The sequence below is a fragment of the Pseudomonas sp. O39 genome, assembly GCF_045447295.1.
Lineage (GTDB): Bacteria > Pseudomonadota > Gammaproteobacteria > Pseudomonadales > Pseudomonadaceae > Aquipseudomonas > Aquipseudomonas antarctica_A.
Map to the genome: position 1 here is coordinate 88,549 of NZ_JBJGXV010000005.1, position 13,544 is coordinate 102,092.

A 13,544-nucleotide genomic window follows, 5' to 3' on the forward strand; every position below is an offset into this window, starting at 1 on the left:
TGACCAGCCATTCAGAGACTGAATAACCCGTCTGCGTTCACAGTCGCCGGGGCTGCGCGGTATAGTCCGGGCATTGATGAATGCGAGGAATGACCGATGAAGTTCGAAGGCACCCAGGCCTACGTTGCTACCGATGACCTGAAATTGGCCGTGAACGCCGCCATCACCCTGGAACGGCCATTGCTGGTCAAGGGCGAGCCCGGCACCGGCAAGACCATGCTCGCCGAACAACTGGCCGAATCCTTCGGCGCCAAGCTGATCACTTGGCACATCAAGTCCACCACCAAGGCGCATCAGGGCCTCTACGAGTATGACGCGGTAAGCCGTCTGCGCGACTCGCAGCTGGGCGTGGACAAAGTGCACGACGTGCGCAACTACCTGAAGAAGGGCAAGCTCTGGGAGGCCTTCGAGTCCGAGGAGCGGGTGATTCTGCTGATCGATGAAATCGACAAGGCTGACATCGAGTTCCCTAACGACCTGTTGCAAGAACTCGACAAGATGGAGTTCTACGTCTACGAAATCGACGAGACCATCAAGGCCAAGAAACGCCCGATCATCATCATTACCTCCAACAACGAAAAAGAGCTGCCGGACGCGTTCCTGCGCCGCTGCTTCTTCCATTACATCGCCTTCCCCGACCGCACGACCCTGCAAAAGATCGTCGATGTGCACTACCCCGACATCAAGAAAGACCTGGTCAGCGAAGCGCTGGACGTGTTTTTCGACGTGCGCAAAGTGCCAGGCCTGAAGAAAAAGCCGTCCACCTCCGAACTGGTCGACTGGCTCAAACTGCTGATGGCCGACAATATCGGTGAAGCCGTGCTGCGCGAACGCGACCCCACCAAAGCCATCCCGCCGCTGGCCGGGGCTTTGGTGAAGAACGAGCAAGACGTGCAATTGCTGGAGCGTCTGGCGTTCATGAGCCGTCGCGGTAATCGATAATGTTGCTCAACCTGTTCAATGAGATGCGTGCAGCCAAGGTGCCGGTGTCGGTGCGCGAGCTGCTCGACTTGATCAATGCGCTGAAACAGCGCGTGGTCTTCGCCGACATGGACGAGTTTTACTACTTGGCCCGGGCAATCCTGGTGAAGGACGAACGGCATTTCGACAAGTTCGACCGGGCGTTCGGCGCCTATTTCAACGGCCTCGAAAAGCTCGACGACCACCTGCAAGCGCTGATCCCCGAGGACTGGCTGCGCAAGGAGTTCGAACGCTCGCTGACCGATGAAGAACGCGCGCAGATCCAGTCCCTCGGCGGCCTGGACAAGCTGATCGAAGAATTCAAGAAACGCCTGGAAGAACAGAAAGAGCGCCATGCCGGCGGCAACAAGTGGATCGGCACCGGTGGCACCAGCCCGTTCGGCTCCGGCGGCTACAACCCGGAAGGCATTCGCGTCGGCGACGCCGGCAAGCGCCAGGGCAAAGCGGTGAAAGTCTGGGACCAGCGCGAGTACAAGAACCTCGACGACCAAGTCGAACTGGGCACGCGCAACATCAAGATCGCTCTGCGCCGCCTGCGCAAATTCGCGCGCCAGGGTGCGGCCGAAGAGCTGGATATCGACGGCACTATCGACCACACCGCCCGCGACGCCGGGTTGCTAAATATCCAGATGCGCCCGGAGCGGCGTAACACCATCAAGCTGTTGCTGCTGTTCGACATCGGCGGCTCGATGGACGCCCATGTAAAGATCTGCGAAGAATTGTTCTCGGCCTGCAAGACCGAGTTCAAGCACCTGGAGTACTTCTACTTTCACAACTTCGTGTACGAATCGGTGTGGAAGAACAACCAGCGCCGCACATCGGAGCGCACCTCCACACAGGATTTGCTGCACAAGTACGGCGCTGACTACAAAGTGATTTTTATCGGCGATGCGTCGATGGCGCCCTACGAAATCACCCAGGCCGGCGGCAGCGTCGAGCACTGGAATGAAGAGCCTGGGTATGTGTGGATGCAGCGCTTCATGGCCAAGTACAAGAAGCTGATCTGGATAAACCCGTACCCGAAGGACACGTGGGGGTATACGGCGTCGACAGGGATTGTGCGGGAGTTGGTGGAGGATCAGATGTATCCGCTGACCTTGCGCGGCTTGGAAGAAGGAATGCGCTTTCTCTCCAAGTAAACGCAGAGGCAAATGTGGGAGCGGGCTTGCTCGCGAAAGCGGTGGGTCAGTTATTGATGGACTGACTGACACCCTGCATTCGCGAGCAAGCCCGCTCCCACATGTTGGGTTGCGGTGATCTTTAGCCCGCGGTGAAGCGCTGCAAAAACTCCACATGCTGCCGATGCGCCGTCTCCTGCACCACCGGCACCAAGCGCACCTTCTCCCCTGGCAAGCACTGCGCCAGCCGCGCCAGCGCCAACGGCGTCAACGCGCCCAATCGCGGATAGCCACCAATGGTCTGCCGGTCATTGAGCAACACAATCGGCTGCCCATCCGGCGGCACCTGGATGGCCCCCAGCGGAATGCCCTCAGAGATCAACGAGGGCCCCTGATACTGCAACGGCGTACCCAACAGCCGCATGCCCATGCGGTCTGCACGGCTGTCGAGGGCCCATTCAGTATTGAACGCATCGAACAAACTCTGCCCGCTGAACTGGCCGATCTGTGCGCCGACTATCACCTCCAGTGGTGCCTTGGCTGGCAAATCAGGCGCACTCAGCACTTTCATCGCCCCGCCCACACCGGAATAAGCCAACCGCCCGCCTACGGCCAACGCCTTGCCGAAACCGTCCACCCCGCCCAACTCTTCACGTACCACCGTGGCACAACTGCCGAGCACAGCCGGCGCATCAAAACCGCCCGGTGCCGCCAGATAAGCGCGCGCACCGCTGAACGGCTGGGTAAAGCGCAAACGCTGACCCTTTTGCAGGATAAAACTGCGCCCCGGGCTGATCGCACGCTCATCGATATACGCGCCCAGATCCGCACCGGCCAACGCCAGCAAGCAATACTCCTCGGCTTGCACGGTAAACCCGCCCAAGGTGATTTCCACTACGGGCTTATCCAGGGCATTACCCAGCAGCCAATTGGCCCAGGTCATCGACACCCAATCCAGCGCGCCACCCTGGGTCACGCCCAGGTGCCGCACGCCAAAACGGCCGGTGTCCTGCAACAGGCACAGCGGCGTGCTGGCCTCGATCAACAAGCGGCTCATGCCTGCGCCTCCAACGGCGTGTCATCGCCACCCAGGTTGATGAATTCGGCGTGGCCGACGGCTTCGAAGCGCACCGTATCGCCGGGCTGCATCAGGCTGTAGCCGTCGCGTTCGCGGTCGAACAGCTTGGCCGGGGTGCGGCCGATCAGGTTCCAGCCACCGGGGGATACCACCGGGTAGGCGGCAGTTTGCCGTTCGGCAATGCCGACGCTGCCGGCAGCCACTCGTTTACGTGGGGTGTTCAGCCGTGGCGTGGCGAGGATCTCGTCCACCAGCCCCATAAAGGCAAAACCGGGAGCAAAACCGAGGGCAAACACTTGGTATTCGTGGGCACTGTGGCGACGGATTACATCGTCTACCGCCAGGCCGCTGCGCTGGCTGAGCAGGTTCAGTTCAGGGCCGACACTCAGGTCGTACCACACCGGCAGCACGTGGCACTGGCCGCTGCCCTGGGCCTGGGGTTGCAGGTCGGTCAGCGCCTGGCCAATCAGTTCCCGTGCCTGGGCCGGGCTCAACGCAGTGAGGTCGTAATGCACCATCAGCGTGGTGTAGGACGGCACCAGATCCACCAGCGCCGCGCCGAACCCCTCGCGCAGACGCTGGGTGGCGGCGAGCATCCACGGCATATTGGCTTCGGCAATCACATCGAACAGACGCACCATCAGGCAATCAATCGCCACCACTTCAATGCGTGGCTTCATGCTGGCTTCAACGCCTCGCGAATGCGCTGCACCGCGGCGACCGAGCTGGCGTTATCGCCGTGCACGCACAGGGTATTGGCCTGCAACACCAGGGCGCTGCCGTCGCTGGCGGTCAAGGCTTCGCCACGGGAAATAGTCAGGGCTTGCTGCACGATGATGTCGGAGTCGTGGTGCACGGCGCCCGGCAAATGGCGGGAAACCAGGTGCCCCTTGTGGTCGTAGGCACGGTCGGCGAAGGCTTCGAACCACAGGATCACGCCGTATTCGTCGCCCAACGCCTGGGCGGCGCTGTTGTCGCGGGTGGCCAGCAGCATCAGCGGCAAGTCGCCATAGGCAGCCACGGCCTGGATCACCGCACGCAATTGCGCCGGGTTGGCCATCATGTCGTTGTACATCGCACCATGGGGTTTGACGTAGCTGACCCGCCCGCCTTGCGCCCGGCAGATGCCGTCGAGGGCACCGATCTGGTAGTGCAACAGGTCCTGGATTTCATCGGCGGTATAAGCCATTGAGCGCCGACCGAACCCTTGCAGGTCCTGGTACGCCGGGTGCGCCCCTACTTGCACGCCGTGCTTGAGGGCCAGGCTGACGGTCTTGCGCATGATGCTCGGGTCACCGGCATGGAAGCCGCAGGCCACGTTGGCACAATCAATGAACGGCATGACCTCGGCGTCCAGACCCATGGTCCAGTTGCCAAAGCTTTCGCCGATGTCGCAATTCAGTAGCAGACGGCTCACGGTGGGTGCTCCTGTAGGCTTTATAGTTTTTGTAGTGTGGGATTTTTTACGCAAAACGCGCAACTTGTCCTCACACCCCAACGACGCTTATCGTGGAATAGCTCGATTTTTGGCGTTTGCCCGGTGCGGCGTCCAACTAATAAAAACCGATCCATGCATAAGAAAAGTTGATCCCATGAATTTGAAGTTCCTCGAAACCTTCGTCTGGGTGGCCAAGCTCAAGAGCTTTCGCCTGACGGCCGAGAAGCTGTTCACCACCCAGGCCTCGATTTCCAGCCGTATCGCCGTGCTCGAAAGCGAACTGGGCGTGAAGCTGTTTCTGCGCGATTCGCGCGGCGTGAGCCTGACCCCGGACGGCTTGAAGGTGCTCGATTACGCCGAGCAGATGATGGTGACCATGCAGGGCCTGAAGCAGTCCCTGGAAACCACCAGCAGCAAGGTCGGGCGGATTCGGATAGGCGCGATGGACACGGTCATCCACACCTGGCTGAGCCCGCTGGTCGCTGAATTGATGGACCACTTTCCCCTAGTGGAAATCGAATTAGTCGCCGATACCGCGCTTAACCTCAGCGATCAGCTGCAAAAAGGCTTCCTCGACCTGATCCTGCAAACCGACTTGCTGCGCCTCGAAACGGTGCGCAGCCTGGAACTGGCCAGCCATCCCATGGCCTGGATCGTCGCCAGCCACTCCCTCTACAACCGCGACTACGCCTCCCTCGCCGAACTGGCCCAGGAGCGCATCATCACCTACTCGAAAAACTCCCACCCGCACCAGGACGTGCTGAGCCTGATGCAGGCCAACGGCGTCGCCGCCCCACGGATGAACTGTGTGAATTCGGTATCGGCCATCACCCGCTTGCTGCGCGATGGTTTCGGGATTGGCGCATTGCCGCCGGTGCTGGTCAGCGAGGAATTGGCACGCGGGGAATTGGTGATGTTGCCGATGGCGCAGAAGCTGCCGAACTTGCAGGTCGTGGTGTCGTGGCGTGTCGGGGTGGAGCTGGTGGAGGAGATTGTCGGGCTGTGCCAGAAGGTCGTGGCGCGGTATGCCGAGGAGGTGGGTGAACAGCACATGGTGCTGACGAAACCGGATTAAAACTGTGGGAGCTGGCTTGCCTGCGATAGCGGTGTATCAGTGGCAGATGTGCAAGCTGACCCACCGCTATTGCAGGCAAGCCAGCTCCCACATTGACCGAGCCGGTCTTCAGAGGCCTTTGAGGTCACGCTCTTCAATCGGCCGGCTCTGGCGCAGGCGCTTGCCGCCCAACACCACCCAGTCGATCAAGCGGAACAGGCACTCGATGCCGAACGACAACAACATCGCCCCGCCCAGGCCCCAGCCCATGGCTTCCGGCGTCAGCAGGATCTGATAGCTGTAGCCGTTCCAGGTTTCCAGGCGAATGGCCGGGTCGGCGGCCACCGCCACTTGCAGGGCGCGGATATACCAAGGTCCTTGCATGGCCTGGAATTGCTTGTCCAACGCCACCTGGCGGTCGAGCAAGGTGCCCAGGCTGTTGGCATCGCTCTGGAACACCGGGTCATCACTGGCGCGGTAATGCGCCACCAGCGCCTTCAAGTCACCATTGAAGAACTGCCGTGCGGTGCTTTCAAACCCGCTGAGGCCGGTCTGGGCCTCGATCAGGTGGGCCTCGACGCGTTTGGCATAGTCGTTGATAAACCCCGGCACCTGCACGCCGACCAACAAGCCAATCGCAAACAGCACCAACCGCAGATAACTCAGCAACATGGTCGATATCCTTACTCGGTGATGCCCTGGCTGACGCATTCACCGCGTCGCCACAGGCTCCATTGGCCCGGTTCGTAGCGGGTCCAGTTTTCATTGTCGGTCAACGGCTCGGTAGCGATCACCGTCACCACATCATTTGGCGTGGTTTCGGCCTGAAAATCGACGATCACGTCGACATCTTTCAAACGCGCCGGGCCAAAGGGTGCGCGCCGGGTAATCTGCGCCAATTTGGTGGAGCAGTAGCAAAACAGCCAGTCACCGTCGCTGAGCAGGCAGTTGAACACGCCTTTGCTGCGGTATTCGGCGCAGGCGGCGATCAAGTCCGGCAGCACTTGTTCGATGTCCACCGGTTCCGGGAAGGCTTCGCGCACACGGTTGAGCAGGTCACAGAAGGCCGCTTCGCTGTCGGTATCGCCTACCGGGCGGTAGAACGTGGCGCGGGGGTTGAAGTCCGCCAGTTGGCCGTTATGGGCGAAGCACCAATTGCGGCCCCACAGCTCGCGCACGAACGGGTGGGTATTGGCCAGGCTCACCTTGCCCACATTGGCCTGGCGGATATGGCCAATTACCACTTCACTTTTGATCGGGTAACGCTGCACCAGCAGCGCCACTTCCGACTCGCTGCTGGCGGCCGGGCCCTGGAACAGACGCAGGCCACGGCCTTCGTAAAAGGCGATGCCCCAACCGTCGCGGTGGGGGCCGGTACGCCCGCCCCGCTGCATCAGCCCAGTAAAGCTGAACACGATATCGGTGGGGACGTTGGCACTCATGCCCAATAATTCACACATGCCAGGGCTCTCGCTGCAGGGCGTACAACGTTAAAGGCGCGGTTCGACCCGCATACCGCCGACCGGCGCCGGGCGGCGGTAGGGCTCGTCGTCTTCGTCCACGGGCTCGGCGGCCAGCGCCGCATCGGCAGCGGCCTTGCGCTCACGGCGGGCGTTGGCGGCGCGCTCGATGGGCCAGCGGATCAACACAAAGACGATATACACGCCCAACGCGATCATCGTGTACATAAACAGGTCGGAGATGGCGCGCCAGGCGTTATTACCGACATGCAGCACCAGGTCCAGGGCGGTAATCGCCACCGCCGGTGCGAACTGGGTCTTGACCGGGTCGACGATGGTCGGGCTGAACAGCAGCACCGCCATCAGCAATTGCAGCGGCTCGCGCAGCCAGCGCCAGATCCAGCGGGTCATGCGCCACCATACCAACAGGCAGCCCAAAGCGGCGAAGGCGTAAAGGCCCCAAGCGGTCAGATAGTCGTTCTCGGTCATGGTGTCCATGGCAAGGTAGGCAAACAGGCGGCTATGATAACGGCTTTTGCGTGTCTCGGCTGCAATGCCTGCCACCATCCGCCAGACAGAGAGTAGTCCATGCCTTCATCGCCCCACATCACTGCCGCCCCGATTGCTCGCAAGGCCGAAGGCCAGGACCCGTACGCCTGGCTGCAAGCGCGTGACACGGCTGAAGTCCTCGATTACCTCAAAGCCGAAAACGCCTGGCAGGAAGCGCAGCTCGCCGACCAGGCAGACCTGCGCGAAAGCCTGTTCGAAGAGATCAAGGGGCGCATTCTCGAAACCGACTTGTCCCTGCCCTCGCCGTGGGGGCCGTACCTGTATTACACGCGCACCACTGCGGGTGACGAATATGCCCGCCACTACCGTTGCCGCCGCCCGGCGGATGACAGCAATGGAGTAGACGAAAACAGCGAAGAACTGCTGCTCGACCCCAACGTGCTGGCCAATGGCGGCTTTTTCTCCCTCGGCGCGTTCAGCATCAGCCCCGACCACCAGCGCCTGGCCTACAGCCTCGACACCAGCGGTGAAGAGATTTACACCCTGTACGTGAAGGAACTGGCCACCGGTAAAGTCAGCGAACTGGAGTTTGAAGACTGCGACGGCAGCATGACGTGGGCCAATGACAGCCTGACCCTGTTCTTCGGCGAGCTGGACGACACCCACCGCCCGCACAAACTGTATCGCTACCGCCTGGACGGAACGGCGGCGCAGGAAGTGTTCCACGAGCCTGACGGACGCTTCTTCCTGCATTGCTACCGCTCCAGCTCCGAGCGCCAGTTGCTGCTGGCCCTGGGCAGCAAGACCACCAGCGAAATCTGGGCCCTCGACGCCGACCAGCCGCACCTGGACTTCACCTGCCTGGCACCACGGGTCGAGGACCATGAATACGATGTCGACCACGGCATGCGCGACGGCGAATGGACCTGGTTTATCCGCAGCAACCGCGACGGCATCAACTACGCGCTGTTCGTCGCCGCCGACACCGGCGGTGTGCCGACCGAAGACCAATGGCAAAACCTGATCCCCCACAGCGATGACGTGATGCTCGATGGCGTGACCCTCAACGCCAGCGCCATGACCTTGAGCCTGCGCATCGGCGGCCTGCCGGTGATCGAAGTGCACCCACAGGGCTTACCTACCTATCGGGTGGAATTGCCTGACGCCGCCTACAGCCTTTATGTACAGAACAGCCTGGAATTCCCGAGCGACAAGATCCGCCTGCGTTATGAAGCCCTGAACCGCCCGGCCCAGGTGCGTCAGCTTGAATTGGCGACAGGCGCGCAAGTCGTGCTCAAGGAAACCCCGGTGCTTGGCGTGTTCAACGCCGACGACTACGTCAGCCAGCGTCTGTGGGCCACGTCGGCCGATGGCACCCAGGTGCCGATCAGCCTGGTGGTCAAGCGCGACCAACTGGGCCAGCCGACGCCGCTGTACCTGTACGGCTACGGCGCCTACGGGCAAAGCCTCGACCCGTGGTTCTCGCATGCACGCCTGAGCCTGCTGGACCGGGGCGTGGCGTTTGCCATCGCGCATGTACGCGGCGGCGGTGAGCTGGGTGAAGCCTGGTACCGCAACGGCAAGCAGGAACACAAACAAAACACCTTCAGCGACTTTATCGCCTGCGCCGAGCACTTGATCGCCGAGGGGCTGACCACCTCCAAGCAACTGGCTATCAGCGGCGGCAGTGCGGGCGGCCTGTTGATCGGCGCGGTGCTCAATCAGCGCCCGGCGCTGTTCCAGGCGGCCATTGCGGAAGTGCCGTTCGTCGATGTGCTCAACACCATGCTCGACCCGGAACTGCCGCTGACCATCACCGAGTACGACGAGTGGGGCAACCCTGAAGAACCTGAGGTGTATGAACGTATCAAGGCCTACGCGCCTTACGAAAACGTCAGCGCCCAGGCCTATCCGGCCCTGCTCGTGATCGCCGGGTACAACGACAGCCGCGTGCAGTACTGGGAAGCGGCCAAGTGGGTGGCCAGGTTGCGTGACACCAAGACGGACGACAACCTGCTGCTGCTCAAGACCGAATTGGGCGCCGGCCACGGCGGCATGAGCGGCCGTTACCAGGGATTACGTGACGTAGCGCTCGAATATGCATTTGTGTTCAAGGCGCTGGGGTTGATTTAGGAACTTAGCGCGGCGGTCCTGTCTGAACACAGGACCGCCTACTCGATTGATGGATCAAGATTAGTCATGCCCCAACCCACATTACTCAACAATGAAATCCGCGACATGCTTATGGACTGCGGCCTGTTCGACCCCTTGTTGCCGGAAGATTTTCACGTGGCGGCGGGCTACTTCAATATCAGCAGCATTGCCCAGGGCGAGGTGATTTTCCTTGAAGGCGATGCCGGCACCTTTATGTGCATCCTCCACAGTGGGCAGGTGGCCGTGCAGAAAACCAACCACGAAGGCCAGCGCCTCACCATCGCCACCCTGCGCAGTGGCCGGGCGTTTGGCGAGATGGCGGTGCTGGATGGCGAACGGCGTTCTGCCAGTTGCATCGCGGCAAGTGACAGCGTGTTGCTGAACCTGGGCAAGGATTCCCTGGAAAAAATGCTCAACGAAGCCCCCAGGGTGGCGGCCAAGATCATCCGCGCGATTGCCATTGCCTTGTCCAAGCGCCTGCGCATGGCCGACGGGCAATTACTGTCTCAACAGTTTTAACCGCCAGGGGTCTTTGGCTTGCTGTCGTTTTGCAGCAGGCCAGGCACCGTCTGATCTTTTGGCGGTGTCGGTAACACGATCGGCACCAATGCAGGTGAACCGTTCGCCGTGGCTTTGGGCGCGACAGGCGGGGTGACTTGCGGATACAGCGTCGGCGTTGGCGTGCCCGGCGCACCGGGGGTTGGCGCGGGTGCGACCGGCACGGTTTGCACCTCTTGCGCCTGCGCCGCGCCCAATGTGAGCGCGCTCAACACAATGACCGTTAGAATGCTGCACTTCATCGATGGCTCCATGGCCTGACCGGAATATCGTAAGGCTACTCCCAACCGCGCAAGAATGCCCTTCCCAATGAGATTTCCATGAAACGTTTCGTTCTGCTGGACACCACTCCGATCCCCGACAACGGCGGTGCCTTGTGCCTGTTCGAATACGGCGAGGATTTTGTCATCAAGATCCAGGGCGGCGATGGCGGCCAGTTGATGAACACGCGCATGCACGGTTCCGAAGACGCGCTGGCGGAAATCCCCTGCCGTAAAGTCGCCGGGCGCCCGGGTTCGCGGGTGTTGATCGGCGGTTTGGGCATGGGATTTACCCTGGCCTCGGCCCTCAAGCACTTGGGCAAGACCGCCGAAGTGGTCGTCGCCGAGTTGGTGCCCGGCGTAGTGGAATGGAACCGTGGGCCGCTGGGCGAAAAATCCGGCCGCCCGCTGCTCGACCCGCGCACGGTGATTCGCATGGAAGACGTGGCCAACGTGCTGCAGGCCGAGCCTCAGGGTTTTGACGCAATCATGCTCGACGTCGACAACGGCCCCGAAGGCCTCACGCAAAAAGCCAATAGCTGGCTCTACTCCGCCGGTGGCCTGGCTGCGTGCGCAAAGGCCCTGCGCCCCAAAGGCGTGCTGGCAGTGTGGTCGGCAAGCGCCGACAAACTGTTCAGCGACAAACTGCGCAAGGCCGGTTTCAAGGCCGAAGAAGTGCAGGTGTTTGCCCATGGCAACAAGGGCACCCGGCATACCATCTGGATTGCCGAAAAGCTCAAGGGCTGAGCCGCGACTCCCCTGTGGGAGCTGGCGTGCCTGCGATGGCTTCAACTCGGTACGCCGGATACACCGAGGTGACAGCATTGCAGGCAAGCCAGCTCCCACATTTAGGCTCCCCGTCAGTTACGGGCTTTGCGGTAATCAATCAAGTACGGCACTTTTTTGTCGAAGGTCTTTTCCAGCTCACGTTGGTCAAGCGTGGTCATGCCGCCCAATTGATGGGCGGTAAAACCGCTGTCACCGACCTGTGAGCCCGGTGCCAGGCTGACCATGCGCTTGGCCACGGCTTCAATTGCGTCCTTGTAGCCGCCCTTCTTGTTCAGGTTGAAAGCGCTCAAATCAATTTGCGTGCGCAGCCAGTTGCCCCAGTAAAACTCCAGGAATTCCGGTGCGATCGCGCCATCGTCCGGCTTGCCGTAGGCGGCCTTGCGCGTGAAATACACCAGGCTGCGGAAAGTGTCGTCCTGCAAGCTCTTGAAGCCCAAGTGCGCTGGCAACTGTGCAGGTGGCAGGGTGCGGCCCTGGTTGTCCTTGAGCCAGACTTTGCGGGCAGCCTCCATGCGTTGCCAGAACGTGGCCAGGTCAGGGCTGTTGCTGAAATCGTCGGTCACCTTGACCCACATTTTCAACTGAGGGCCACCGCCGGGCACTTCCCACAAGGTGGTGAAGCTGTGGTGACCGTCGGTCAGGTACAGCTGGCCTGCGGGGCCGACCACCACAGTTTTCATGTCCTCGGGGTGAGTGCCCACAGGGTCCTTGCAGGTAAAGCTCGCCGGTTGGTGCAAGTCGGCCTTTTTGGGTACGTTGTCGGCGGCGCCCTGCCCGTTGGTTTCACAGTATTCGTCGAACACCTTGGCGGGCTTGTCGGCGAACAGCCCCAGGCTGTAGTCAATCTGGTCGAACCCCACCACGGCCTGAGTCGGGTGCAGTTGTTCAAGGGACACCTCGATCACCTGGCCGGGCTTGGGCGTGGAGAACGCGTGGGCTTGAGCCGTCAAGGCGCAGAGCAGGAGTGCAACGGTCCATGTGTGCAGACGCATAAATTTCAGATCCCGGTGAATGGCGTGAGCCGATACTACAAACGATTGCCGCTGCCAGGCTGTACCGTTGCTGAAAAAGCCAGCGGTGTTTTACAGCGCGAGCGGCTAGAATCTATGTTATCCGTGACCCACCAAATAGCCAGGAGCCATGATGAGCTCGACCAACCCGCCCTCCCACACCGCCAAGCTGGACCGCATCCTCGCCGATGCACAGCGCGACCGGGAAATGGGCTACCGCGACAAAGCCTTGAAAATGTACCCGCACGTGTGCGGCCGCTGCGCCCGTGAATTCGCCGGCAAGCGCTTGAGCGAGCTGACCGTGCACCACCGCAACCACAATCATGATGACAACCCCCAGGACGGCTCCAACTGGGAGCTGTTGTGCCTGTACTGCCACGATAACGAACACTCGCGCTACACCGACCAGCAGTATTTCGGCGAAGGCTCCACCAGCAGCCCGACCATTGCCAAGGCCACGCACAACCCGTTTGCGGCGTTGGCGGGGTTGATGAAAAAAGATAGCTGAAAGCTTCAAGCTGCGAGCCTCAAGAAAAAGCCGCTCTGCTTTTAACTTGCAGCTCGTAGCTTGCCGCTATAATGCTGCCTTTTCAAAGGCACTCCCGTGGGCAATAAACGCTACAGCTGCATCGGTCTGTATAACCCCAAATCCCCCGAAAACGTCGGTTCGGTGATGCGCGCCGCCGGTTGCTACGGCGTGGCCTCGGTGTTCTACACCGGCGTGCGTTACGAGCGCGCCCGGGACTTCATCACCGACACCAAGAAGGTCCACCACGACATTCCGTTGATCGGCATCGACGACCTGAAAAAAATCCTGCCGCTGGGCTGTATTCCGGTGGCTGTAGAACTGGTCGAGGGCGCCCGCCCACTGCCGGAATACACTCACCCCGACCGCGCGCTGTATATCTTCGGCCCCGAAGACGGCTCCCTCGACAAAGAGATCCGCGACTGGTGTGAAGACGTGGTGTACATCCCGACCACCGGCTGCATGAACCTCGCCGCCACCGTCAATGTGGTGCTCTACGACCGACTGGCCAAGGGCAACAACACCCGCTCGGGCCCAAAATACTGATTTTTCGGGAACATCCGGCGTCTGCAAACAGTCAGCTACTAACACTTGCCCTTGTTGGAGAC

Annotated in this window: 16 protein-coding genes; 8 read left to right on the top strand and 8 right to left on the bottom strand. The window is 61.1% G+C overall.

The genetic code is table 11. The features are described 5' to 3' along the window. The first annotated feature begins 96 nt into the window (after window positions 1–96). On the top strand, window positions 97–942 hold the full coding sequence (locus ACI77D_RS09375) for a MoxR family ATPase (RefSeq protein WP_003210690.1): 846 nt from the start codon (window positions 97–99) through the stop codon (window positions 940–942). Continuing rightward, entirely contained in the window at window positions 942–2,120 is a 1,179-nt protein-coding gene (locus tag ACI77D_RS09380; protein ID WP_064451368.1) for a VWA domain-containing protein, read from the top strand. The genes ACI77D_RS09375 and ACI77D_RS09380 overlap by 1 nt, the downstream gene beginning before the upstream one ends. A 121-nt stretch (window positions 2,121–2,241) precedes the next feature. Here ACI77D_RS09380 and ACI77D_RS09385 read toward each other — a convergent pair whose 3' ends face one another. Genes ACI77D_RS09385 through ACI77D_RS09395 form a run of 3 tightly spaced genes read right to left on the bottom strand, consistent with a single transcriptional unit; the run spans window position 2,242 to window position 4,594 of the window. After that, on the bottom strand, window positions 2,242–3,156 hold the full coding sequence (locus ACI77D_RS09385) for a biotin-dependent carboxyltransferase family protein (RefSeq protein WP_407016457.1): 915 nt from the start codon (window positions 3,154–3,156) through the stop codon (window positions 2,242–2,244). After that, window positions 3,153–3,857 carry an allophanate hydrolase subunit 1 gene (locus tag ACI77D_RS09390; RefSeq protein ID WP_262667304.1) on the bottom strand — a complete coding sequence of 235 codons (705 nt, stop codon included), beginning with the start codon at window positions 3,855–3,857 and terminating at the stop codon, window positions 3,153–3,155. Before ACI77D_RS09390 ends, ACI77D_RS09385 begins: the two co-directional genes overlap by 4 nt. Continuing rightward, window positions 3,854–4,594 (bottom strand): 5-oxoprolinase subunit PxpA, encoded by a 741-nt coding sequence (locus tag ACI77D_RS09395; RefSeq protein WP_221294216.1) that lies wholly within the window; start codon window positions 4,592–4,594, stop codon window positions 3,854–3,856. The genes ACI77D_RS09390 and ACI77D_RS09395 overlap by 4 nt, the downstream gene beginning before the upstream one ends. Window positions 4,595–4,769: 175 nt before the next feature. Here ACI77D_RS09395 and ACI77D_RS09400 point away from each other — a divergent pair, with 175 nt between their 5' ends. Next, entirely contained in the window at window positions 4,770–5,690 is a 921-nt protein-coding gene (locus ACI77D_RS09400) for a LysR family transcriptional regulator (RefSeq protein WP_064451364.1), read from the top strand. A gap of 108 nt (window positions 5,691–5,798) precedes the next feature. Here the strand turns inward: ACI77D_RS09400 and ACI77D_RS09405 are convergent, their stop codons facing one another. From ACI77D_RS09405 to ACI77D_RS09415, 3 genes are read right to left on the bottom strand one after another with little or no spacing between them, the layout of a single operon-like run. Continuing rightward, window positions 5,799–6,341, bottom strand: a complete 543-nt coding sequence (locus ACI77D_RS09405) for a DUF2937 family protein (RefSeq protein WP_064451363.1) — start codon at window positions 6,339–6,341, stop codon at window positions 5,799–5,801. An 11-nt stretch (window positions 6,342–6,352) separates the two neighbouring features. Further along, a complete protein-coding gene (locus tag ACI77D_RS09410) occupies window positions 6,353–7,129 on the bottom strand; it encodes a class II glutamine amidotransferase (protein ID WP_407016458.1) in 777 nt (258 codons plus the stop codon). A gap of 30 nt (window positions 7,130–7,159) precedes the next feature. After that, complete coding sequence (locus ACI77D_RS09415) at window positions 7,160–7,696, bottom strand: MFS transporter (protein WP_221294215.1); 537 nt, start codon at window positions 7,694–7,696, stop codon at window positions 7,160–7,162. A 21-nt stretch (window positions 7,697–7,717) separates the two neighbouring features. Here ACI77D_RS09415 and ACI77D_RS09420 point away from each other — a divergent pair, with 21 nt between their 5' ends. Continuing rightward, complete coding sequence (locus ACI77D_RS09420; RefSeq protein WP_407016459.1) at window positions 7,718–9,772, top strand: S9 family peptidase; 2,055 nt, start codon at window positions 7,718–7,720, stop codon at window positions 9,770–9,772. Between the two features lie 66 nt (window positions 9,773–9,838). Continuing rightward, entirely contained in the window at window positions 9,839–10,312 is a 474-nt protein-coding gene (locus ACI77D_RS09425; RefSeq protein WP_064451359.1) for a cyclic nucleotide-binding domain-containing protein, read from the top strand. Here the strand turns inward: ACI77D_RS09425 and ACI77D_RS09430 are convergent. Next, window positions 10,309–10,593, bottom strand: a complete 285-nt coding sequence (locus ACI77D_RS09430) for a hypothetical protein (protein ID WP_053255010.1) — start codon at window positions 10,591–10,593, stop codon at window positions 10,309–10,311. The two genes, ACI77D_RS09425 and ACI77D_RS09430, sit on opposite strands and share 4 nt — an antisense overlap. Window positions 10,594–10,671: 78 nt before the next feature. Between ACI77D_RS09430 and ACI77D_RS09435 the strand changes: the two genes are divergently transcribed. Beyond that, window positions 10,672–11,358 carry a spermidine synthase gene (locus ACI77D_RS09435; RefSeq protein WP_064451358.1) on the top strand — a complete coding sequence of 229 codons (687 nt, stop codon included), beginning with the start codon at window positions 10,672–10,674 and terminating at the stop codon, window positions 11,356–11,358. Window positions 11,359–11,471: 113 nt separating this feature from the next. Here the strand turns inward: ACI77D_RS09435 and ACI77D_RS09440 are convergent, their stop codons facing one another. Then, entirely contained in the window at window positions 11,472–12,392 is a 921-nt protein-coding gene (locus tag ACI77D_RS09440) for a ParB/Srx family N-terminal domain-containing protein (RefSeq protein ID WP_262667301.1), read from the bottom strand. A gap of 151 nt (window positions 12,393–12,543) precedes the next feature. On the opposite strand from ACI77D_RS09440, the gene ACI77D_RS09445 reads away from it, so the two are divergent. Together ACI77D_RS09445 and ACI77D_RS09450 are read left to right on the top strand one after the other, a co-directional pair. Continuing rightward, window positions 12,544–12,918, top strand: a complete 375-nt coding sequence (locus ACI77D_RS09445; RefSeq protein WP_003172528.1) for a YajD family HNH nuclease — start codon at window positions 12,544–12,546, stop codon at window positions 12,916–12,918. Window positions 12,919–13,014: 96 nt separating this feature from the next. After that, complete coding sequence (locus tag ACI77D_RS09450) at window positions 13,015–13,482, top strand: RNA methyltransferase (RefSeq protein WP_003189607.1); 468 nt, start codon at window positions 13,015–13,017, stop codon at window positions 13,480–13,482. The last annotated feature ends 62 nt before the right edge of the window (window positions 13,483–13,544 follow it).